18 protein-coding genes and 1 tRNA gene are annotated in these 24,729 nt (G+C 35.6%); 7 read left to right on the forward strand and 12 right to left on the reverse strand.

Going from position 1 to position 24,729, the window contains the following annotated elements; all coding sequences use genetic code 11:
* Positions 1-16 precede the first annotated feature (16 nt).
* Positions 17-88, forward strand: a tRNA-Arg gene (locus DLD82_RS05320).
* A gap of 263 nt (positions 89-351) precedes the next feature.
* On the opposite strand, the gene DLD82_RS05325 is transcribed toward DLD82_RS05320, so the two are convergent.
* On the reverse strand, positions 352-996 hold the full coding sequence (locus DLD82_RS05325) for a hypothetical protein (RefSeq protein ID WP_109940076.1): 645 nt from the start codon (positions 994-996) through the stop codon (positions 352-354).
* Positions 997-1,706: 710 nt separating this feature from the next.
* On the opposite strand from DLD82_RS05325, the gene DLD82_RS05330 reads away from it, so the two are divergent.
* Positions 1,707-2,099: a hypothetical protein gene (locus DLD82_RS05330; RefSeq protein WP_109940187.1), complete on the forward strand. Its 393-nt coding sequence runs from the start codon at positions 1,707-1,709 to the stop codon at positions 2,097-2,099.
* Positions 2,100-2,410: 311 nt separating this feature from the next.
* Positions 2,411-5,110, forward strand: a complete 2,700-nt coding sequence (locus tag DLD82_RS05335) for a PAS domain S-box protein (RefSeq protein ID WP_109940077.1) — start codon at positions 2,411-2,413, stop codon at positions 5,108-5,110.
* Positions 5,111-5,146: 36 nt separating this feature from the next.
* Here DLD82_RS05335 and DLD82_RS05340 read toward each other — a convergent pair whose 3' ends face one another.
* Positions 5,147-6,301, reverse strand: coding sequence for a Coenzyme F420 hydrogenase/dehydrogenase, beta subunit C-terminal domain (locus DLD82_RS05340; RefSeq protein WP_109940078.1), 1,155 nt, complete (start codon positions 6,299-6,301; stop codon positions 5,147-5,149).
* A gap of 1 nt (position 6,302) precedes the next feature.
* The gene (gene fdhF, locus DLD82_RS05345; RefSeq protein WP_394339580.1) at positions 6,303-8,366 is read right to left on the reverse strand and encodes a formate dehydrogenase subunit alpha; all 2,064 of its coding nucleotides are present in this window, start codon (positions 8,364-8,366) and stop codon (positions 6,303-6,305) included.
* Between the two features lie 20 nt (positions 8,367-8,386).
* Between fdhF and DLD82_RS18465 the strand changes: the two genes are divergently transcribed.
* On the forward strand, positions 8,387-8,680 hold the full coding sequence (locus DLD82_RS18465; protein ID WP_181391267.1) for a hypothetical protein: 294 nt from the start codon (positions 8,387-8,389) through the stop codon (positions 8,678-8,680).
* A gap of 1,004 nt (positions 8,681-9,684) precedes the next feature.
* Here the strand turns inward: DLD82_RS18465 and DLD82_RS05355 are convergent.
* Positions 9,685-11,766 carry a methyl-accepting chemotaxis protein gene (locus DLD82_RS05355; protein ID WP_109940080.1) on the reverse strand — a complete coding sequence of 694 codons (2,082 nt, stop codon included), beginning with the start codon at positions 11,764-11,766 and terminating at the stop codon, positions 9,685-9,687.
* Positions 11,767-12,606: 840 nt separating this feature from the next.
* Between DLD82_RS05355 and DLD82_RS05360 the strand changes: the two genes are divergently transcribed.
* Positions 12,607-14,097, forward strand: a complete 1,491-nt coding sequence (locus DLD82_RS05360) for an MFS transporter (protein WP_109940081.1) — start codon at positions 12,607-12,609, stop codon at positions 14,095-14,097.
* Between the two features lie 22 nt (positions 14,098-14,119).
* Here DLD82_RS05360 and DLD82_RS05365 read toward each other — a convergent pair whose 3' ends face one another.
* From DLD82_RS05365 to DLD82_RS05390, 6 genes are all read right to left on the reverse strand, one after another.
* Complete coding sequence (locus DLD82_RS05365; protein ID WP_109940082.1) at positions 14,120-14,803, reverse strand: ABC transporter ATP-binding protein; 684 nt, start codon at positions 14,801-14,803, stop codon at positions 14,120-14,122.
* 5 nt (positions 14,804-14,808) lie between these two features.
* Complete coding sequence (locus tag DLD82_RS05370; protein ID WP_109940083.1) at positions 14,809-16,014, reverse strand: ABC transporter permease; 1,206 nt, start codon at positions 16,012-16,014, stop codon at positions 14,809-14,811.
* Positions 16,014-17,258, reverse strand: coding sequence for a COG1361 S-layer family protein (locus tag DLD82_RS05375; RefSeq protein WP_109940084.1), 1,245 nt, complete (start codon positions 17,256-17,258; stop codon positions 16,014-16,016). Before DLD82_RS05375 ends, DLD82_RS05370 begins: the two co-directional genes overlap by 1 nt.
* An 83-nt stretch (positions 17,259-17,341) precedes the next feature.
* Positions 17,342-18,109, reverse strand: a complete 768-nt coding sequence (locus DLD82_RS05380; RefSeq protein ID WP_109940085.1) for a toast rack family protein — start codon at positions 18,107-18,109, stop codon at positions 17,342-17,344.
* Positions 18,106-18,687, reverse strand: coding sequence for an HAAS signaling domain-containing protein (locus DLD82_RS05385; RefSeq protein WP_109940086.1), 582 nt, complete (start codon positions 18,685-18,687; stop codon positions 18,106-18,108). Before DLD82_RS05385 ends, DLD82_RS05380 begins: the two co-directional genes overlap by 4 nt.
* The gene (locus DLD82_RS05390) at positions 18,674-19,000 is read right to left on the reverse strand and encodes a PadR family transcriptional regulator (RefSeq protein WP_109940087.1); all 327 of its coding nucleotides are present in this window, start codon (positions 18,998-19,000) and stop codon (positions 18,674-18,676) included. The genes DLD82_RS05385 and DLD82_RS05390 overlap by 14 nt, the downstream gene beginning before the upstream one ends.
* Before the next feature lie 223 nt (positions 19,001-19,223).
* Between DLD82_RS05390 and DLD82_RS05395 the strand changes: the two genes are divergently transcribed.
* Positions 19,224-19,910, forward strand: coding sequence for a DUF4013 domain-containing protein (locus tag DLD82_RS05395; protein ID WP_146199701.1), 687 nt, complete (start codon positions 19,224-19,226; stop codon positions 19,908-19,910).
* Between the two features lie 721 nt (positions 19,911-20,631).
* Here the strand turns inward: DLD82_RS05395 and DLD82_RS05405 are convergent.
* Positions 20,632-21,978 carry a COG1361 S-layer family protein gene (locus DLD82_RS05405; protein ID WP_109940089.1) on the reverse strand — a complete coding sequence of 449 codons (1,347 nt, stop codon included), beginning with the start codon at positions 21,976-21,978 and terminating at the stop codon, positions 20,632-20,634.
* A 148-nt stretch (positions 21,979-22,126) separates the two neighbouring features.
* Between DLD82_RS05405 and DLD82_RS05410 the strand changes: the two genes are divergently transcribed.
* Complete coding sequence (locus DLD82_RS05410; protein WP_109940090.1) at positions 22,127-23,488, forward strand: PAS domain S-box protein; 1,362 nt, start codon at positions 22,127-22,129, stop codon at positions 23,486-23,488.
* 108 nt (positions 23,489-23,596) lie between these two features.
* Here the strand turns inward: DLD82_RS05410 and DLD82_RS05415 are convergent, their stop codons facing one another.
* Complete coding sequence (locus tag DLD82_RS05415; protein WP_109940091.1) at positions 23,597-24,604, reverse strand: PEGA domain-containing protein; 1,008 nt, start codon at positions 24,602-24,604, stop codon at positions 23,597-23,599.
* Positions 24,605-24,729 lie beyond the last annotated feature (125 nt).

Genomic DNA, 24,729 nt, shown 5'->3' on the forward strand with positions numbered 1-24,729 from the left:
AGTATATAGTAGGGTTGCCCCGGTAGGGTAGAGGATATCCTTGGAGCCTCCGGAGCTTTAGACCTGGGTTCAAATCCCAGCCGGGGCGTTTTCTGTGACTGTTAATTTCTCAATCTTTTTTGCGGTTTCTTTTCAATTAGTTTGGATATAATTGAGATATATTATCACATATTTCTTTTAATTCGGTAAATTTTTTTCAAAAAAATACTTCAGAATTTAAAAACGGTTGAGTTAATAAAATTGCAGCAGCATTCCAAAATTTTCTAATCGACATAATGAAATATTAAAAAAAATGGAAGAGAGATAAATTCTCTCTCATAACTTTGCATTTGTCTGAGCGATTGAAAAAATTTATTTTGCTTCGTATTTTTTCAGAACAGCGACAAGTCTGGAAAGTGTGTCTTTATGGATATCTTTCATTTTTTTGGTGGCAATTTCATGTATTGCTTTTTGTGATAGTTCAATTTCCTTTCCAAGTTGTGTTTGAGTTACTTTTTTCTTTAACGTCAAATTATTAATCCGGTCGGAAATTTCTTTGGGTATCTCTATCAGATTAGTTGAGAATGAATCAGAATTAACTTTATTGATTACTTTTTTAGTTGTGATGGCCGTCTTTTTTATGGTTTTTGGCTCCTTATCAGAAACAATAGTTTGTTTTTTTACCGGAACTTTAACTGATGTTGCTTTGGAAACCGTTTTAGTGGCTGTTTTTACAGGCACTTTTGTTTTAACAGGAGTCGGTTTAACATTTGTTGCAACTGGAGGAAAAGACTGATTCTCTTTTTGTGATACCAGTGATTTGATATCTTTTATGTCTTTTTGGATGGCAATATACATTTGGTCAAGTTTTTGTATCTGTTTTGTATGTACATCAATGATTTTCTGTAAATCATTTGTATTAGATGAAACAGAGTTAATAACTGGTTTTTTTACAACTGTTTTTGGCTTAACTGGCTTTTTTACAGGTAAAGATTTAATTTTAGGTTTAATTACCATAATATCCCCCCAAAGTCTTTATGATGTATAATCAGAATATTGTTATCAGGTCCTATTTTCAATCATATGACCAATAACATTGCTATACACCTAACAGGACTTATACTGATAATAAGAATGGATATGTTATAAAATTTCGTACGAATGAGAGACGAAAAGGTCGATTTAGAAATTAGACATGTATCCATCTTCATTGTGAATTATTTTTTGATATAAAAAAATCCGGCGATTTATATTTTATTTTTTTAATACCTAAAAAAATATATTGTTTTTAAAAATAGTCTAAATTACGCTTAAAATTTCAATATCCAAATAAATTTTTGAATAACCTTTAAAAAACTAATAGATCTCTATTTAATTTTTTAAATAAAAATTCTTTTCAGAGAAAAAATCAGTAATTTCTGATAAAAACAATAGCGCCAGAAATTTCATAAAATCAGATTTGTAAAAAAAAGTAGGAAAAATTGAAACGGTTTCCAAAAAAACATCAAATGATTTTTGGGTGGATTAATTTCTAAGATTGAGTGAAAGAACTCCAAAACTTCTCTTCGATGAATTATTTTTAAATATTTAATGATTTTTTTCACTAATTTCAAAATTATCATCGAATGATAGAATTTATATCAATATATTAATTGAATTAAAAATATAAAATCGGAAGATATATTTTGCAAAAAATAGTATCAACATATAAGGGTTGGATGTGGGTGATGTCAAATAGACGCTTTTTACGATTTTCCGATAGGGATGAGGAGATCGCGAATTTATTTTTTGAAATCGGGATCGGCAAAAATTCATCTAAAGTTCTTGCACTTTTAATCAGAGAACTTGATTTTTCATCCCGGGACATGGAGAGAATATGTGATCTCAGGCAGCCTGAAGTTAGTATTGCACTTAAAGATCTGATTACACGCGGTTGGGTAAAAATTGTCAGACATGTAATTGAGAATAAAGGAAGGCCTGTCAGTATTTATCATCTGGGTAAGACACTTGATGAAATTCTTGATGATATAAAAGGTATGATTATTGGAGATTCCGGAAGAAAAATTATTGACATTGAGCGAATTAGAGATTTATTAAAAACAGAACAGCAGATGATCTGATTTTTGATAATAATAAAATTATAGTCGAGTATTTATTATACTTCATCTTCATTTTTAGAGAATACCAGGAATTAAATGAATAAATGTTAAGATAAATAAAAAACGAAAAAATAGGCAATGATTTTATTTTAAGATAAAAGATGCATTTTAATGGTAACTTTTTTCAATGGGTAGAAAAAATAAATCGCGTAAAATTTATATTATTTTTTTAATATACACATAACAATTATTATATTATAGATCAAAAGAAAAATAACCCCATAAGGAAAAAAGGTATCTCGTGGAAATATATTTAGTTTCTTAATTAATTTATGATTGAAGAAGAATCTAACCCGATAGATCGCCAGTTGTCCATTTTGTATATTGATGATGAAATGGATTTTCTGGTTCTTGCAAAATTATTTCTTGAACGTACCGGATACTTTAAGGTCCGTATACTTACTTCTGCACGAGAGGCTCTGGAGTCCTGTAATATTGGAGAATATGATGCAATAATTTCTGATTATCTGATGCCCGATATTGATGGTATCTCATTTTTAAAAGAAGTCAGATCCCGTTATGGAGATATACCATTCATTCTTTTCACCGGTAGAAGCCACGAATCAGTAGCAATTGATACAATTAACTCTGGGGGAGACTATTACATCCGGAAAAGTTCAGAACCAATTGAGATGTTTGAAGATTTAACCGATAAAATCCTAAAATCCGTCCGGAAAAAAACTCCTACGCAATCAATCCGGGATTCAGATAGACATCTCTTTGATATCATTGATTTCATTCCGGATGCTACATTTGCTATTAATCTTCAGGGAGAAGTTGTTGCCTGGAACCGGGCTATTGAAGAACTTACCGGAGTATCATTCAGAGACATAATTGGGAGAGGCGACTATGATTATGCAATCCCTTTCTATGGATACCGGAGGCCTCTTCTCATCAATTTGATCAATGAGCCTATACAAAAAATTGAAGATTATTATTTCAATGTTCATTGGGTTGGAAACTCACTTATTGCGGAGACCGATCTAAAAAACCCCAAAGGCCATCAATTATCCGGACTCATTAAGGTATGTAAACACTATAATTCAAATGGAGAGGTAATTGGAGCCATTGAAATAATCCAAAACCTTACCGATCTTAAAAAGACTGAAGAAGAACTGAGAGTCAATAAGAAATTGATCCGAGATCTGACTAAAACTTCTTTTGATAGAATTTATAACCTTAACAAAATCCGGCGATCTCTCACTGATGCTATGGATCTTGCCCAACTGGTTAATTGGGAATATGACATAATAAACGACCAATTTATCTTTGATGAGAGATTTTTTTCAATGTATGGAACCACGGCTGAACGTGAAGGGGGTATCCGGATGCCCTCTCAAACTTATGCACGTGAATTTCTCCATCCAAAAGATTTACATCTCGTTGCAGAAGAAATCAAGAAAGTAAAACAAAATACGCATCCTAATTTAATTCAACAGATTGAACACAGGATTATTCGACGAGATGGGCAAGTCAGACATATCATCGTCCGATATGCCATCCTTCAGGACGAAACAGGAAAAACTATTGGAACCTATGGAGTCAACCAGGACATAACGGAAAGAAAACTGGCAGAAATAGCATTAAAAAGAAGTGAAAAACGCTTCCTTACTGTTACCAGGAATGCGGGTTCATGGATATGGGAAATAAATCCGAAGGGAGTTTTTACATATTCAAGCCCTGTTATTGAAGATATTTTGGGATATAAGCCTGAAGAATTGGTGGGTATATACCACTTTTATGATTTATTTGCTCCTGATGTCTGTGAAGAATTAAAAACGGCCATAACCGAAACAATCCGATCAAGAAAGCCATTTAAAAATTTCATTAATCTAAATATTCATAAAAATGGTTCAACTATCATTTTATCAACATGTGCAACTCCGATTTTAGATGAAGATGGAGAATTTATTGGATATTCAGGAGTTGATGAAGATATCACTGAACGAAAGAAAACGGAAAAGGCATTAAAAGAGAGTGAAACGAAATTCCGTGATATATTTAACAATGCTAATGATTTCATAATAATCCATGATATGAATGGAAAATTTCTGGAAGTAAATAAAGTCATATGTAGGAAATTAAAGTATTCATATAAAGAATTAATGAATCTCTCTGTTTGGGATGTAGAAAAGTCAGACCATCATCAACTGGTAAAATCAAGATTTGAAAAAATGCGGGAATCCGGACAGTTGGTATTTGAAACACTCTTGATTGCAAAAGATGAAACAATTATTCCGACTGAGGTCAATAGCAGAATTATTATAATTAATGGAGAACCAGCAATAATTTCCATAGGTAGAGACGTAACCGAACGAAAACAGGCAGAGAATGCCCTTAGGCAGGCAAACCGTCAGATTAACCTCTTAACAAGTATTACCCGGCATGATATCCTGAATAAAATTTCCATTATTTTTACTTATCTTGATGCAGCGAAACTGAATCCGGAAATTTCTGCAATACAGGAAAATCTTGAAAAAATTGAGTACGCAACAACTGCAATTCGATCACAAATTGAATTTACTAGAATTTATGAAGATTTAGGTATTAATAAACCTATTTGGCAGGAACTGATCTCTGTTATGCCAATTTCTGATTTGGGCAGTATGTATAGTTTTATTCCGGATGTTAACGGGTATTCAATTTTTGCCGACCCTATGCTAAAAAAGGTTTTTTCTAATCTTTTAGATAATTCTCTTCGGCATGGAGGGCATGTATCAAAAATTCATGTATCTGCAAAGATTTGCGGAAATAATCTGAAAATAATTTGGGAAGATAATGGGATTGGTATTACTGATGAAGATAAGGAAATTATTTTCGAACGTGGCTTTGGGAGTAATACCGGCCTTGGTATGTTTCTTATTCGCGAGATTTTATCCCTTACGGGAATTAGCATTCATGAAACCGGAGAATATGGAAAAGGAGTACGATTTGAAATTTTGGTTCCAAAAAGCAGATGGATGTCTATATAATAAATATCTATAAAAATCAAAAAAATAGGTTGAGTTTTAATTTTTATAAACAGGATCTCCTAATTTGGGTTCGAAGACAATATCTGATTCGGACCGGATTGCATGGGAAAAGAGAGCAAGAGGAATATCCATAGCACACAATTCTTCACATTGCCCACAATTGATACATGAATCTGAAATATGTGCAAATCTTCTCATATGGAACATTGGATTCGGAGGTATTGTTCCATCATCAACCATAAGAGATTTCTTACCATTTTCTGATATATCTAAAGTTGTACAAACCGGACAATTTTCAATACAGGAATAACACTTGATACATCGGGACGTTTCTTTACTAATGGTTTCCCAAAGATTATTCTTAAGATTGGTAAAGTCTTTCTTTCGCCATTTCTGACCAAGTTTTAACATAGCTCCTTCTACTTTACCCCGAATATCTATACCTTTAGGTTCTGCCGGGCTGGTTCCTATTGCACCACTTTTAATGGCCTTATTGATAAGGTCAGATCCTTTATCACTACAGATCTCAACAAATGTAGCTTTACCTGCTTTTTCGCCTATAACTCCCCAGTTACCACAAGCAAGGTCTGCTTGTCTTGGGACTTTGTATAAACACCGGCGACAATTGGAACGACGTCCAAATCCTTCATTTTCGAGTTCATCTATAGAAATCCCTTTATGTCCCCCCTCAAATTCTATGATAAATTGTCCCTTATCAATTTCTTCTTTGTGAACAGTGTCCGGATCAACCTTGAAAGCTTCTTTTATCATCTTCCGGGCCTTAACAGGAGAGACAGTTCCTCCACAATTTACACCGATGAGGAGCAAATTGTTCAAATTTATCTCATTCCGATTTGCAAGTTCACAGAGACCCATTAGGTCACAACCCTTTACCGTTACTGCAATTTTTTTATCTTTTGCCCCTTTGAGATACTTTAAGATAACTTTTGATAATAATACACTTCCACAATGTAATGATCCTGCCGTATCCTTTAGATCTTTGGGATCGGTGATATAGGTCGGGACAGCATCATAAACATCCTGGCCCTTTTTTATAGCAAGAACAGCATCGACCATCTTATTTTCAAGTGCATATTTAAGAAGTGCGGTAACAGCACCACCACATTCTGCTTTTTTTGCAATTTCGGAATCTGTTGTCCAGGCATAAATCATATCCCCTTTTGCTGCCATCTTATTTCACCTCTGCAATCTTCTCTACTTTCACCGCACAAGCCTTGGACTCCGGAATTTTTGCGATTGGATCCAGGGCATTGATGGTCAGCATATTGGCTGCACATTCTGCATAATGGAATGGGATAAACATGACCCCTTTCTTGATGTTATCGGTAACACGAGCGGTAATTTTTATCTCTCCACGACGACTGACCGCTTTTACAAGTTCTCCATTTTTAATATCCAAATTTTTTGCATCTTCAGTGTTTATTTCAATCCAGCCTGTTGGTTCTTCACGCTCAAGACTTTTTGATCTCCGGGTCATAGTTCCCGTATGCCATTGCCAGAGACTTCTTCCGGTTGTGAGCAGGAATGGATAATCCTTATCCGGACGTTCTGCCTGATATTTAAATGGAATTCCAGTCATCAGACCTTTGCCATCTGGCATACCAAACTTTTCTCCATGAAGAATCGGTGTACCAGGATGATCTTTGGATGGGCAGGGCCAGTGAAGAGCTTCAGGTTTAGCCAGACGTTGATAGGTCATTCCGGCATAAGAGGGTGTAAGTGATGCAATTTCATTAAAAACATCTTCAGAATTACTCCATGCAAACTGATTACCATAACCCATGGCTTTTGCTATTGAAGCAATGATTTCCCAGTCTCCTTTAGCTTCTCCGGGAGGGTTTTGAGCTTTTCTCCACATCTGAACGCGGCGTTCAGTACTGGTCTGAGTTCCGTTCTTCTCTGCATAACAAGCTGCCGGGAGGACAACATTTGCCAGTTTTGCAGTCTCATTGAGGAAAATGTCCTGTACCACAAGGAAATCCAGATTTTTCATAGAATGTGCTACATGGTTTAAATCCGGATCTGAAATCATTGGGTTTTCGCCCATAATGTAAAGGCATTTAATTTCTCCAGGTTTATCAGAAAGGACATTCATCAAGGTGGTTACTTCATAACCATTTTCCCCTTTTGCAATACCATCCGGAAATTTCCATGCATCTTCAAATTTCTTTCTTGCTGTCTCATCTATGACCTTCTGGTATCCGGTATAAACTACTGGAAGTGCCCCCATATCGCAGGCTCCCTGGACATTATTTTGTCCACGGAGTGCATTTACTCCGGTTCCAGGTCTTCCGAGGTTTCCGGTCAGCATCTGAATATTACCACATGACTTAACATTGTCAACACCGGTTGTGTGCTGAGTAATACCCATAGAATAAAGTATTGCAGTAGCTCCGGATTTTGCAAACCACTCTGCTGCGGTTTTAATCTTTTCTGCAGGAACTCCGGTTATTATTGAAACATTTTCAAGAGAATAGTCATCCTTCATAACCTCTTTTTTCAGGTCATCGTATCCATTACATCTGTTTTGAATAAACTCCTTGTTTTCCCAACCGTTTTTAATAATAAGTTGCATCATTCCGTTTAGAAGGCAGACATCAGTACCAGAATAGAATTGAAGATAGAGATCAGCCTGTTTTCCAGTCGGAGTGAGACGAGGATCTACATAGATAATTTTTGCACCGTTTGCTTTAGCTTCCATCACACGGCGACCAATTAGCGGGTGATTCTCAAAGGTATTGGAACCGATGATAAAAACACATTTTGCATCAGCGATATCACCTATTGAATTAGTCATTGCTCCTGAACCGAAGATGTTAGCAAGACCTGCAACAGTGGATGCATGACAAAGTCGTGCACAGTGATCAATATGTTTAGTCTTAAGCACTCCACGGGCAAATTTCATCATTGCATAATTATCTTCATTAGAAGTTCTTGCAGAAGCAAGACAGGCACATTCATCAGGTTTATAGGATTTAAATTTTTCAGCAACTACTTTTAATGCTTCATCCCATGATACTTCAACAAATGCCCCATCCTTTTTTATCAGGGGTTTTGTAAGACGCTCTGGACTGTTCACAAATTCGTGAGCATAAGTTCCCTTGGGACATAATTTTCCTTCATTTACCGGAGATCTTTGGTATGGAGCAACTCCGGATACTTTTCCATCGAGAACTACTAAATTGAAAGAACACCCGGTTCCACAATACGGGCATGTAGTCTGAATATATTTCATTTCTATCCTCACTTACGAACTTGGCAAAGCCAGCAATAATTAGATTAATCTATTCTCCCGAACTTTTTTTACATATAATCTCTGATTTGAAGAGATCCAGATATAACTGGAAAATCTTTTCATGCAAATTAAAATATAAAAATAAGAATGACTTCTCCTCATTAGGAGAAACCATACATTACACGAGAGAATCCATGCTGGTACGGTCGGAAGAAGGGAAGAATAAAACAAAACTCCAAGACAGTATAGTCCTGACATTATCTGGAAATACACTAAAACATAAAGTTTGCTCCATTTCCGGATTACCTGGATGAGAGATAATTTTGTGTATACAATATGTAATATACAAAATTCAAAGAAATTCTTTGCTTCTCTCCTTTCTGGGTATGTAAGAAAACCTGCCATTGTTGTATGTAATACCAGTTAAGAAACAACTCAGGTCCTTGTCCAAACTCTGAATTGTTACTAACCGATTATCCCTTCTGTCATCTAGATCTCCCGAGTTAATTGTTACAAGCGGAAAGGTATATTGCACCTTTAATCACAAAATGAACCTCCATAATTTGATCTGAATTTAAGATAACTTCCCGTTGTTTCTTTTTTAGATAAATTCAGAGAAATATTAGTCTAATACCACTCTTTATCGATCTGGTAATTCAGATAAATAATAATCCTTCAGTTCATAATGTGAATAAACCATCTGTTATACCAGTATAGTTTATAGATTTCGGTTTTAGATTCCAAATTATTGCAATGAATGATTTAGTATGAGTCTATTTATTAAATAAATTAAATTAACCTTATCTCAATTAGCAGAATTAAATTTTATGATAAAAGCTAACTTTTATAATCTTTTCATATCTTTATCGAAAAATTTCAGTGCGCTGATAAAAAGATTTCTGACAGAAAAATTATCATAGAATAGATAGAGAAGGGAGGGAATTTCCTTCTCAAATATTACCGCTTGTTTATTTCTAATCTCGGGAAAGATTAGGATCTCGGTGATAAGATGCCCAACTTATTTTCACATTTAATGTTCGTAAGTGGACAATCAGATATTGTCATGAAAAATATTTATATGGCTGAATTTTGTTGAGCAATAGCGATAGTTTGATATAGCAGATAAATAATGATATAAAAATCACCGATTTCAGAAAATTACCCTAGAAAAAACTGTTAAAAACCATAAATACAAATATCACTGATTGTTCCTAAAAAAAGGTGAACGTCGATTTTTTTGCAGTTAGAGTAGTCACTGCCAAAATTCAGTTGGTTAACAAAATTTTGATATGAAATTTATTTACCACAAAAAAAAAATTTATCCGGTTAGGCGGATCATCGCATTTTTAATTTTCATTGTTCCTTCTGATAGTACTTCCTGCATTTCGGATAATTGTTTAAGAACTGCAGCCGCTTCTTCAGAGGCTGCTGATGCCCCTAATGCTTCTTCTGCTGTTGATGTTGCCAGAGTATTGAGTTCAGAAACACTCGCAGTAATTTCTTCTACTGAAGCTGCCTCTTCTTCTGATAAACTGGCAATCTCTACCATATGGGTGGATATCTGTTTGGTTTGATTGGCAATCGATCTAAAGAAAGATATCGTATCCGTTATTGCTTGTGAGCCTTTCAAAACTTCATTTAATGCGAGATTCATAGCTATTGCAGCTTTTTCTGATTGTGTTTGAAGGGAAGAGATAATGTTTGTAATATTTTCTGCAGATCCTTGTGAATCCTGGGCAAGTGTTTTAACTTCATTTGCAACCACAGCAAATCCCATATCTGCATCTCCCGCTCGTGCTGCTTCTATGGCTGCATTTAATGCGAGAAGATTAGTCTGATCGGCAATATTACTAATAACTGCAACAATGTTTCCAATTTCTTCCATTTGTCCTTTAATATCAGAAATTATTACTCCTACATCACTCACTGCTAAATTTATTGCATTTATACCATTTTCTGCAACTGCAGCTTGAGTAACACCTTGTACAGATGAGGTGTCTGCCTCCTGACTTAATCTGGACACTGAATCTACTTTTGATGCTACCGTCGTGACTGATGTTGAAAGATCTTCCATTGCAGTCAGAACCTGTTCTACAGACTGTTTTGTTAAATCTGCATTTGTCTGAACTTTATCTACATTCTGTGCAATTACATCGGCACCTGCTGACAATTGTTCAACAGTATTCGCTGAGGAATGTGCAGAATCAGAAAGATACTGAACATGTGTTGATATTTCATCTATCACTAATTTTAATTCTCTCCCAACATGCTCTCCTATCTGATTGAGTTTTATTTTTAATTTTAAAAGATCTCCTTTTACCAAAATTTTATCCTCAAATCTTGCATCAAAATCAACCTGTGAATAACGTTCAGCTATTTTAAGAGTCTCATCAAGGGGAACTGTTATCGCATCAAGCATCGCATTTATGTCTATTACTAATTCACGATATATGCCTTCAAATTTTGAAATATCTCCCCGTGACTGAAGTTTTCCTTCCTGTGCATCTCCAATTAGAATTGCCATCTGATCCAGAAGTGAGTTTAATGTCTCTATCATTTTATTCAAAGCTGGAGTGATTTCATCTTGTGAATCCTGATTTTGTAATAATGCTGCTTTTTCACCCTTTGCAATCTGCTTTATAGTTTTCATAACTGAAAATTGTAAAAAATCAGCAAATGAATCCATGGCTTTAGCCATGGTTCCGATTTCATCTTTTCTTTTCATCGAGAGGCGTATTCCCAAATGGCCTTTAGAAAATTCTGAAATCATTTCAACCACTTTTTTTAAAGGCCTGGTGATACTTCGTGCAAGTATATATGCCAAAATCCCACCAATCAGAGCACTGAGTATCACAGTAAGTATTATTGCATTTTTTATTGCTTCTAAAGGTCCCTCAAATTCATCAAGATAACTGCCTGAAGCAATTATCCAGTCAAACGGTTCATAATAAGAATAAGCGACCACTTTATCTCTCCCTTCCCAGACATATTTGATGTAGCCTTCTTTTTCCTTCAATATTTCCTGGATAAAATCATATTGAGCGACACTTTCACCTTCAAGATTCGGATGTGCCTGAAGAATTCCTTCACTATTGAGAACATACATATAACCAGTTGTTCCAACTGAAGTGTCGCGGATTTGTTGCTTTAAAATCTCTATAACGGTATCTTTATCCTGTGACTTCTGATTGATTTTATCTATATTTGAAGTTAGAATTTTTGTAGAAGAGACCTGATTTATCAGATTAATTTTCGTTTCCTGATTCATTACTCCAATAGCAACATAGTAAGCAATTCCTCCAACAAGGATTGGAAGGATGATACAAAAAACAAGACATAATGCAAGAATTTTTTTTCCAATACCAAAATTCAAATAGTTCTTTATATGTAAATTTTTCATACAGCCCTTTGATCGCCAACAATAATTAAAGATATGTATATGTACGACAAAATATAAGAAAATATTAACACATTAAAATTTATTTAAGAATGGGCAAAAATTCATTCGATTCCTGTAATTTATTTTTATTAATTAATTAAAAATTTGAACATCTTTAGATAACCATTTTTTAATAAATTTTACTGGATTTCTTATGGTTTTTTTACAGATAAAGAATGCCATTATAAAAACATTTTTAAATTTTATCAAAATGTCTGACAAAATCTTTTAGTTCATCTCCCTCATATTTTTGCGCTCACAATAAAAATCCCCTCAATTTTTTCGAGTAATTGATCAATTCTGAAATTTCATTATTTTTTAAATATATCTCTATTATTCTTCTTAAATGCAATATTCTAAAAATATGAGCCATGTTTTTTTTAAAACTCTCAATAACCTATTTAACCTGATAATAATAACAGAAGAATGTAGATGAACAATCAGGTTCATTGAAAGTTCGAAAGAACGAGATGAAAAACATGTCTAAAAAGCATCAAAAACAGGTATCTGTTGTTCCTGAAAATAATAAGATACCGGCAGAACAGGAAAAGAACTCATCCGGTTCCCTTAATGCCTCTAAGAAAAGACATTAATTCTAATTTATCACTTTAAATTTTTTCATTTTTATAATGTTTTTCTAAATTCTTCTCCCTGAAAAACTACTGTCACTTCTGAAAGAAAATTACCTAACAAATTATTGATTCATATCTGAAATTTCGAGTTTTTTATAAAAAAAGAGTCCCGAAAATTTTCCGGAATATATCTCACTCCTATATTATGGATACACTCTAATAATTCAGGATGGAACATTCAGAGATTAAGATTAAATCTGAAAATTTAAATCTTCTGATAATATCTATTTCCCTAGCTTCATTTATGTCCTCTTTGGATGGAACTATTGTTAATATTGCTCTTCCAACAATCTCATCTTCCTTTGACATCTCTTCCAGTACCGTAAGCTGGGTTTCGACCATCTATTTACTGGTAATGGCTGGTTGCGTCCTAATTTTTGGAAAATTATCAGATGGAATTGGTTTTAAAAAAGTATTTTTATCCGGATTTTTATTGTTTTCTCTTGGCTCATTTCTCTGCGGCTTCCTTCCGGATTTTTTGAATTCATTTGGAATCCTTATCGGGTCAAGAATATTTCAGGCTATTGGAGGTGCCATGATTACTGCAATTGCTCCGGCGATGATAACTGCATTCATTCCAATGGCCCAGAAAGGAAAAGCGATGGGCATAATAATGACCGCTGCAGCACTTGGAACTGCAATTGGGCCAACAGTCGGCGGTATTCTAACCCAGTACCTTTCCTGGCATTGGATCTTTTTTATTAATGTACCTGTAGGAATTTTTGCTGTTATTCTTGGAAAAAAAGTCATTCCAAAATCTCCAAATAATCCGCATTATAAGGGATTTGATAAAACCGGCGGTTTATTAATTTTCACCGGACTGGCCGCATTTCTTTTTGCAATAACAGAAGGTCAAATACTTGGATGGACATCACCAACAATTCTTGGAACTCTTATCCTTGCCTTTTTATTATTTGCGATTTTTATCCGACATGAATTGACCACTCCTGATCCCCTTCTTGAATTAACCCTCTTCAAAAATTATAATTTTCTGATGACAAATCTAATCCTGGGATTAGTATTTTTCAGTCTGGCCGGAGTAAATTATCTCCTCCCTTTTTATCTTCAATACGTTAAAGGTTATGGCACATCAGATGCCGGATTTATTTTGACTGCACTTTCTGTTGCTCTAATGATCTCCGGTATTATTGCCGGTTTCTTCTTTAACCGGGTAGGCGGAAAAAAATTGTGTATATGTGCAGGAATCATCCTTATTGCAGGATATTTCCTCATGACTCGCCTACGAATAGAGACTCACATTGAATCTGTTATTCTTTCTCTTCTGTTAATTGGATTTGGAATGGGTCTGATGATGACACCGATATCGAATATGATAATGAATTCAGTTTCAAAAAAATATCAGGGTATGATATCAAGTCTTACCAGTCTTGAACGATTTGCCCCAATGACCCTTGGAATTGCATTTGCAAATCTGATATTTGTTCAGGGAATATTATCCATAGCAGAACATCGGGGCATTACAGAATCTGCTCCGGTGCACATCAAATTAGAATTAATGACTGCGGGATTTGATCTCGCCTTCTTTTGTTCATTTATTATTGCAATAATCATCTTTGTATTATCATTATTTATCCGGCAGGAAATCCATGAAGATTATCTGAATGCAGATAATGAAGAAATTTTTTCTAAAACAATCTAAATTTTTAATGATTTAAAAAAAATTAATCAGATTTTTTTCCATCTGATATAATCAGCCCGTCCCGGAGGATAATAACCCGATCAAAATATTCCGTATGCCAGTCTTCATGGGATACCATAACAATGGTCTGAGCCATTTCTTTGTTGATTTGTTTGAAGAGATCTAAAACATTTCGTGAACTTTCTGAGTCAAGGTTTGCACAGGGTTCATCAGCAAACAAAATTTCAGGTTTGTTCACCATAGCCCGGGCAATTGCAACCCGCTGCTGTTGTCCTCCGGAAAGTTCATTGTGTTTATGATTGAGTCTGTCAGAAAGCCCGATTCGTTCAAGGATACTATACGTTTGTGCCTGGTATTCTTCCTTACTCGTTCCCCGAATCATCGAGGTAAGATAAACATTTTCTTCAACCGTAAGTTCAGGTACAAGAGCATAATCCTGAAAAACATAACCGAGTCTTTTCAACCTGAATCGTGTTCGCTGTCGGTCATTAAGAGTCTTCACATCCACTCCGGCAAGAGTTATACGCCCCTTTGTTGGTTTATCAAGAAGACCGAGTAAGTGAAGAAGGGTGGACTTTCCGGATCCACTAGCTCCCATAATTCCGATAAATTCACCTTTCTGAATAGTCAGTGAAACTCCCCGTAAAGCATGGACAATAACTTTTCCCATATCATAAGTTCGGGTCAGATTTTCTGCTATAATCATGAAAATCAACTCCTCATAGCGGTAAGGATATCCTCAGAAGCTACCCTCCATGCAGGAATATACCCGGCAATAAAGGCCACAATATAAAGCATAATTGTATTATTTATCAGATCAGATATCGCAACAACCGGTGTTACTTCTCCATCCGGAAACTGAAACGGGTATACGGTCAATATCGCAACCATAGATTCCACAAGGGTGGTACCAACAATAACACCAAGAGTTGTCATAATCAGAACCTGGAAAACATAGTTATGAATGATGATATTTTTCTCTACACCAAGAGCTTTTAAAACTCCTATCTGTCTCCGACTGTTAAGGGTTTTAATCATGATTACGATGAAGAGAACCACAACTGCAATGATAAGAGATACTATTATTGTAATAGAGTTGAGCATTGCAAAATTCTGAACAGCTCTGCCCATTGCTTCTTCCAATAGATCCTGCCAGGTCTGCACTTTCTCCCGTATACCAAACCGGTAAATCTGAGTTTTTACATCAGGTTCATAGGCATCCGGATCAGTTCTGACAATCATATCAGTTGCAAGATCCATATCCCTGCCATAAACCGATTCCAGTTCATCCCAGGTAATATATGCTCCTTGATCTGCGTAATATGAACCTGTTTCGATAATTCCTTTTACATGGTAAACTTTACTAATACCATTAGTATATTCTACCGTTACCGGATCTCCAGCTTTCAGATATCCAAGTGTTGCTCCCATGTCAAGACTTTCATCTTTATGTCCTGAAGTCTGAATGCCGATAATTATCTCATCATTTTCTCCATCAGCTAGATAATATCCGTCTGACATTTTCTGATAGACATCAGTAACCAACCGTTCATCATCCGGATTGATTGCAACAAGATTAGATCCCAGGGTGTTTCCTTTATAGCGTAAAGTCACCCCGGTACTGTAATGGACCGAAGCTCTGAGAACACCAGGAATCCGATTAATTTTTTCCTGTAGTGCAAATGCATCCTCAATATATGCTTCATCCTCATGAGGAGAAATCAGGATATTTCCAGTCTGGTAGGTGATTATCTGGTCCTCTGCTACCTTGATAAATCCCAGGATAATCGAAGGCATAAAGATCATGTTGGTAAAAACCATTGCAATGATGAGGATGGTAAGATATAGACTCCCTCTGCTTCCCCTGAGAATTCCCCTTATGGCTAAAAAGAATGAAACCCTGAGGTCAAGAAGCATCAGTCATCCCCGTTTTTACGCCTCATGTACCAGAAAGCACCTACCCCGCCTATCACAATGATGATTATAATTATCATCAAACCGGAGGAATCACCGCCATCTGCAATGGTTAATGTCAAATCCTTCTCAAGAATATGTGTTCCCCAGTCATCTATCGAAGTAATTTTCATATGATACTGGTATTCTCCGGAATCTGTACCTTCAAGGACAAATGTTGCCGGAGCATCATTACCGGATTTAATCCGTCCGATAAATGCTTCATTTGCTCCTTTAATCGGAAGATCAATAATTGCACTGACGGATTTTGCTTCTCCCGTCCCCGTATTTTGTACACGGATAATGAGATCAAAAGGTTCTCCGGGATTTACCCGGGATGGTGTTGTCTCTACTGATGTGATACTAATTTCAGATTCTCCTCTGACATCAAGACCAATAGAACCAGAATCCTCAATAACCGTTCCGTCAAGGAGTGCATATGACATCCGGACGGGAACTTCTATAATTCCAGTAGGGGTGTTCTTGTCTATCAGAAGTGAAAGATTCCTTTCTTTAGACATTCCGGCTTTTAAACTATCAATCATAAATGAACTGATACCTGAAGGAATGGCATAAGGAGGTGTCCCATTAATAAAAACCCTGATGTTATCTGCCTGGGTTGAACCATCATTAAAAATTTTTATTGTCCCTTCAATCTTTGTTCCGGGTTTTACCGGTTCCGGAAAAGAATTTTCCAATGAGAGAGAGGGAGTCCTCATAACTGAAATCTGTGTATTCACATTTACGGGAACCGGGTACTTAAGACTCTGGCCATCACGTACTCGTATCCATACCTCGGGAAAATACATCCCGCTTTTTTGAGGAGCACGAATAAGAAAAGTAATGGCTACCGGTTGATCAGGCCCGATATTGCCTTCAAATTTTGAATCTCCATCTAAAACATCAAAATCCTTAGATTTAATTATGACGCTATCAATATATGGAGTAAAACTGGTGGTTGTCTGAGCAACATCTGATCCATAAGATATTGAGCTGGTGGCCGTAGTTGTTGAGATACTCTTTAATGTTACTGTAAGAGTTCCTTCTTCTCCGGGCATGAGAACCGCTGGAGATACCTTATAATCAGAAATAACTACTGAGTTCTGAGGTCCGGCTGATACAGGGAGAATTAGTATTGAAACTAATAAAATTGTATGCAACAATACTAAAAATCCAATCCCTTTATAATTTGTAACAATTTTTGTCATAATTACCTTTGTGTTTGGAATTATCTTTCATTCATTCTTAATTTATTCCTAAATTTCATCAGAAAAATTCATACTAACCATCTTCAGTTCTTTTCTGGAATAGTTTTTAGGTTTAATTCTCCAATTCCCTGGATTATTGATACATTTATGGTAGAATTATTCACAGATGAACCATTGTGAATGTATCCATTATCATTAGCGCTAAATCCGGATATGATTGAATTTACAACACCCTGGTCACGAGAAACAAAGATATCTGAGTTATCCGGGAATATCATAGTAAGATCGCCAATTCCCGTTTCGATACTTACATCCAAATTTTCTCCTTTCCATTCATGTATATCCAGATAAAGAGATCCAGCTCCATTTTCAATCCTTACATTTTTTATTTCAATTTCTCCTGAATTGAAGATGATATCACCGGTTCCTAGTTGTATATCCAGGTTAGCAGGAATTTTCTCCCCAAGATTAATCTTCCAGTTTTCCTCTCCTCCGATAAGATCATGCAGGATGTTTTTTTCCCTATCAATAACAAAATTTGCTGTTCCATTCGTTATTGTATGAGATAAGCACGGTTCAGGTAACATACCTTCAAAAAAAACTGTCCCGGAAACCATTTCAGACTCTTCGCCTGGGTTTATAATAATTGAACCAGTGTCAACCTCCAGGTCAAATTGTGCTTTTTCAATACCCTGAACAGGATAATAAAAATCAATATTTTTTTGAATATTATGATCCGGTTTATCAGACTCAAGTACTACCAGCACTGCTCCGATAACAAAACATACAATCATAATGGCAAAAAGCCATAACATTGCAGTTTTAAGTGATGGAACTATAAAACCACTCATAATTTCTCACTTCCATGTATCACCGCAATATTCCATTTCAGATATCGAATACCAAGACGATACAAAAGTCTTGCAAGCCAGAATTCACAAAGAAAACCTAAAATTCCCATACAGGTGATACCAATACCAATGAAAACTGCTGCAGGTGATGATATGGGAAGATCTGATGAAAAAATCCCGATAAGCTCTAAAAAACCGCATCCGGTCAGAATCAGGCCTGCACATCCCAGAGAAAATGCTATTACCAGGAAGATACCCAGAAGGAAAATGATGATAAATAGAGGGATTATTACGATTACCAGGTTAAATAATCCTAAACCAATAGTAGCAAGAACGGCCCTTCCAATTCCTCCAGCTGATGGAGCTTCTTCTGCTCTTTTTACTAATGTCGATGCTAAATATTCCTTTCCAATGGATCTGGGATCACCGAGTGCACGGGAAATATCTTCTTCAGATCTTCCATTAAGAGTACCCATTTCATAATGTTCAGCATAATCCGCGAGAATTTCATTTTTATTATCTTCTGAAAGACCGGCGAGAGAATTTTCTAACTGTTTTAAAAATTCATCTTTCAGCATGGGTCATCTCCTCAATAAGACCACATACAGCATTTGAAAAATCATTCCATTCTTTTATAAGTTCATTTCGTGCCTGAAACCCATTTTCAGTGAGAGAATAATATTTTCTCGCCGGGCCTTCCACAGATTCCTGAAGATATGTTGATACATAACCTTCTGTTAGAAGACGCCGGAGAAGTGGGTAGATACTTCCTTCTGAAATTTCAAACCGTTCAGAAATTTCATGAACCAGTTCATATCCATATCGATCACGAAACCCCAGCAATGCCATGACACACATTTCAAGAACACCCTTCTTGAATTGCGCGTTCATGCCTCCCCCTGACCTGTTTTACTGTAGAAACAGGCTGATTTTTTGATATTCATGCAGTTACTATCAGCTTCCTGTCATTTTTAGGTATCTTGCATTGCAAGATAGTGAATAATAGTTATATCCGGTAGTATTAAAGGATTTGCTCCTCTCAAATTCGAAATTTTATTATTCGGCATTTTATTTTTCTACAAAACCTATAAATGCCGTTTCTTCTAACCTAGCGATGATAACAATGGATTACGCATTAGCTCTTACAGATGCCGTTCGGTTTACCCGGGACACGGTATGGGGAAGATGTGGAAGATGGATCTATCTTGCTATCTCCACGATAATATTTCCATTTATGATGGGATACACTATGGAAATCTTCCGGGGAAATCCAGTGCCCCCGGAATGTAACAACTGGTTGAGAAGATTCATTGATGGTATAAAATACCTGATTGCAAGTTTCATTTATGCAATTCCAGTGATTCTTGTATTGATTCTTTCAATGATCCCAATAATTATGGAATTTATGAATCAAATCTCAAACGAATCAGTAGATTTCAGTCTTTCTGCATTTGTTCCATATATTATTCCATGTATTGCAGGCATAATTGTTGCTTTCATCCTTGCGATAATAATTGCAATTATTTCAATTATTGGTATTATCAGGATGGCAAGAACCAACAGATTTATTGAAGCGTTTAATTTCCGGGCAATTCTGAATACTATCAGGACAATCGGTTGGAAAGTATATATTATCGGGCTCGTCAATGTCTGGTTAATATCATTTATAATTGGGTTTTTATTAGACACGTTAGTTGCTGTTGATCTTACAAACTTTTTCGTTGCACTATTCATATGGCCGTTAATTATAATTTTTGAATCCAGATATCTTACCCTCCTTTATGAATCATCCGGGGAATAAATCCCCAACATGATTATTCATATAGTTTCAATGAATACACCATGGGTGTATGCAGTCAGATATGAGGGAAAAGGATGGAAAAAACTCTGAAAATTTTTCCCCGTCCTCTTTTTTTTCCCGACCACTCTTTCTTTCACTAACTATCGGAGTCCCTTTTTGCCTTTATAAAATATTATTCGGAATTTTGTTTATTCGGGCATCGTTGATGTATCATCAACCGTTTTTTATCTATCCGGGAATAATCCTGATTATATGGTCTGGTTTAGACATGATTTTTAATCTTGCAAGGGTAGGTTTCGATCTTATCGGGCAACCAGACAGGATAGAATTTTGTTCTTTGGCTCAAATAGGTAGGTTATTACATTCTTCAACAATTTTTCTTGCATTAGATACTCTCATTACTTTTACTATTATTTGTACTGCTCTCTGGTCAGGATGGATAGCAAATTTAAATTATATCGAATCAATTCTTTGGTCCTTTGCAACAACACTGAATTTGATTAGTTTATCTCTCGTAAGCTTGTGGACAGAGATACGAAGACTAAAAGCCTGAAAAAAAATTTATCCAGTTAAAAAAGATGAAAAAAATGTGGGTTTAATAAAAAATGAGAGAGGGTTTAAAAAATTAGACCTGTTGAAGATGAAAGCCCATCTCTCGTTTTATTATTGTTGAGAAAATTCCTTAAAAATTGAATACAAGGTGATTCACCAAATCCCTTCCTTATACTGAACCTGGTTTTCTTCGGGTGGTATGAAGCCGATATGCGGCACCAATTATCACAATAAGTATTACCGCTAATACAATTGGATTTGTTAAAATTGCTGACAGCCCTTCTGATTTAACTACGCTTACCTGAACTTTTATTGTATCTGATATCTGGCTGTTATCTAAAGCATCACGATATCTGATTTCTGAGTCAAGTCCATAGGTCTTTTCTATTGCATCGGAAGTAGTAGATATCTTAAATTTTGCAATTGCAGATTCTCCTGGTTTAATATCTCCGAGGTAGGCAAGATCATCATCGCTGGAAAACGGATCTACTGCACTAATACGTGCTTCTGAACTATATGCAATTGCATCACCATCATTACGATATTCAACTTCAATGACCTGTTTTCCGCCTGCTTTAACCTGAGGAGGATCGTTAATCATTGAGAACGTGATTTTCCCCCCTACGGGAACACCAATGCTTTCTGCAGGGGTATCGAGAGTTTCTTTATCTGCATTCTCATAGGTTACCATTACTTCAAGAGGATAGTCCTGGGGTTCTGCATCACGAGTAACAGATACTTTGAATTTTGCCTCAAATTCGTCACCAGGTTTAAATTCTCCGATATATACGGTACTGTCTACAGGCACCACAGGAGAATTGCCCGAACGGTTTAATTTAGCGATTGCTTTATGACCGGTGTCAGCACCGCTGTTTTTGAGAGTTACTGTAACAAAACCCTCACCGCCGGCATTAATATCTTCAGGTGTAACTTTGAGGATGTCCAGATTAATTGCTGATCTTACGATAAATGGTACATTTAGTGTTTGTTTTTTTGTATTAAACCGGTTTATTACACTGTCTGTTCCAACCTGTTCTGCATCTGCAAGATAGGTATACTCAATCTGAACCGGAAGACTATAAATTCCGGCATGACCATCATCTTTTACCCGAATCTGGAATTTTATGGTTTTTGTTTCTGAACCAGCAATATCTCCGGCCATCTGGGAATCAGATTTAATCAGAATTGGTGCACCATCAGGAAGAAGAGTGACCCGAACCATTTTTGCGGTGGAAGGGATATCATCTCTATCTACGATTCCGGATTGAACCATTTTCATATAATTCAATCCGGAATTTTCAATATTTATGGGCAACTCTATTGTCGTTCCCGGAGTAAATTCATTAATACCGGATATTGAGACAGTAAGATTTGGTTCTCCGGACATATACTTCGTCCCTGCCATTACCGGGGAAGCACAAAAAACTATCAGACATAGTCCAAGGAGGGCAAGCCCTGAAAGTCTGAAAATTGAAGTTTTAGAGAAAATGGATGAATGTTTTAAAAATTTAGACATACTTAAACACCTCATTTTTTAAGTTGTGTAATAATAGATGGTAAAAATCTATATTTATAATTTTCTCCCATGTGTTACAAATAATTATAACAATTATTTGTTCCTGACAATAGTAACATATTTGTGTGACTGGCCCTAATATTAGATCATGCATCGGTTGTCTGATGAACTTACCCAGATAAAGGAGCTTCTCAGAAATCATCCTCGTGGGATGACGGTAACAGAGATAGCTGCAGCTCTAGGGAGGAATAAACATTCAACCGGGCGATACTTAGATATACTCCATGCTGCCGGACATGTTGATTTAAGAACTTTTGGAATGGCAAAGGTTTTTACTCTTTCAACCCGTGTCCCTCTATCAGCTCTTCTCTCCTACACAACAGATCTGGTACTTGTGCTAGACAGCGATTTGCGGATTATCCAGGGAAACGATACTTTTTTTGAATTTCTGGGATTGCCTGGTGAAAAAATTCTTGAAAAGAAGATTAACCAGATCGTAACTGATGGCTCGGATAGTTCATATTTTCTTTCCAAACTTATCGAAAAAGTATCAGAAAAAACAGATCAATTTGAAATCTCTATTAATGGTACCAATAATAAACCTCCCAGATATTTTCAAGGAAAAATTATCCCAACATCATTTGATGATGGGAGTTCTGCAGATACCATTATTTTAGAAGATATTACTCTTGAAAAAGAAGCTATACGCTCACTTAAGGAAAGTGAACAATTCTTCCGGAGTGTATCTGATCATCTATCAGATGGATTGATCGTATCTGAATTACAGGCAGGAAAGAAAAAAATTATCTTTCATAACCAACGTCTTTGTGAGATAACTGGTTATAGTAAAGATGAAATTCAATTTATCAGACCAGAAGATCTGCCTCTTCCGGAAGAAAAATCTCGATTTAAAAAGGCAGTTAGTGAAGCTGAACTTGATCAGGGATCAATGAAAGAAATCAGGTTCTGGGCCAGGAAAAAAGATGGTTCTCCGATTTATATATCGATACGAATAAAACTGGTTCCTTTTGGAGATTTGACACGCGGTTATATTTTAATTACGGATATGACAACCTGGAAAAAACAAGAGGAAGCAAGACTTTTACAGGCAACTCTTATTGAGCGGTTACTTACTAATTTTTCTCATCCGATTTTTATTGTTGGAGAGGATGGCAAATTTTTTACTGCTAATTCTGCATTCTGTGAACTCATTAATGTAAAACATGAAACCATTTCTGGAAAACATGTTAAAGAAGTAATGCCGGAAAAAATAGCAACAGATTTTCTTAAAGGAAATGATGATCTTATCCTGAAGAAAAACTCAATCAATGTACATATGAGAATTTCGTTTTATAAGCCAGATGGTACATTAGGTGATGTCTTAATTGAAAAATCCTCAGTATCATCTGGTGAAAATGCTCCAACATATATTTTTGGGGTAATTATTCATGAAAATGATTTTCCATGCCTCGACTGTATCAGCAATAAAAAAGTTCATGATGAGCGGTAAGAAATTTGATTATGATAAATCCTGATTAATTTAATTGTTTTTTCCGATACAATATAGAAAAACAAAAGATTTCTCAATTATCATTTTATAATCATCTACAAAATGAAATTATTTTATTGATTTCAAAGTTCTTTCGATTATTATATTTTCTCCTTCCTTTGGTTCTATCCATTCACTAACATTTTCATATCCTAAAAGAGATATCGTAAGATAATATCGGTTAGATGGAATATTTTTTACTTCCAGATACCCTAAAATCGGAGTCTGTCCGGCCCAAATTCCACTTAACATCACATCAGCACCATAGGGATTCGTTCGAACCTTTAAAGATGCAGATTTAGGAATTGCATTAATTGGCTCGAGAATAAGATCCAGATTGGTGGATATAAATTCCTGAGTGACTACCTCTGTTACTATATCCTTATAACCAGTTAATCTTGTCTTAACAATATGTTTGCCATCGATTAATGGCCCGATTTTCAAAGGAATTGAACCAAGAGTTGTTCCCCGATAGATACCATCAACAAGAATTTCAGCATCCGGGGGGGATGTCATTACCACAAGTACCTTGTTTTCAGTGTTGGATATGAGAAAAACTTGTAGAACTATATCTTTATCAGCATTTACAAATAATTGTGAATTTTTATAGGTTTTATATCCTGATTTACTGACAATAATAGAATGGTTTCCAACCGGGACTTTATCATAGGTATATGGGACTTCTACGGGCTTATCTCCATCCAGACTCACGAGACTTCCATCAGGTTTTGCCAGAATTGTAATCCTTCCAAATTGAGGAGATGGTTTTAAGGAGATAGAAATTGTGATAGTATTGCCAGATTGTGGTAATTCAGTAATATTTCTTACTTCTAAATAATATCCGGGTTTTATAATTTCAAATATAAATGGAACTTTTAAATCAGAAGATGGAATGTAAAGTAAAGGAGTTGTTCCAAGGGAAAAATTTTGAAGAATTATTTCTGCACCCGGAGGATCAGTTGAGATAGAAAACATTCCGGGAATTTCAGACCGTTTTGTTTCCTCACAATAACCAATACTAGTAAGAAATATTATAATTAAAAAAATCATTGAAAATATTCTCATGCCCTTACCCATATTTTATCCCTTCAGGGAATTCAATAGTTAAATTTAAAAAAGTTGTGTTTTAAATATCAAAATTTATTATAGTATCATGAGGTAATTTTTAAAATTTTTAAATCCAGGATGAGGTTCATTCATCA

This window comes from Methanospirillum stamsii (genome assembly GCF_003173335.1).
Taxonomy (GTDB): Archaea; Halobacteriota; Methanomicrobia; order Methanomicrobiales; family Methanospirillaceae; genus Methanospirillum; species Methanospirillum stamsii.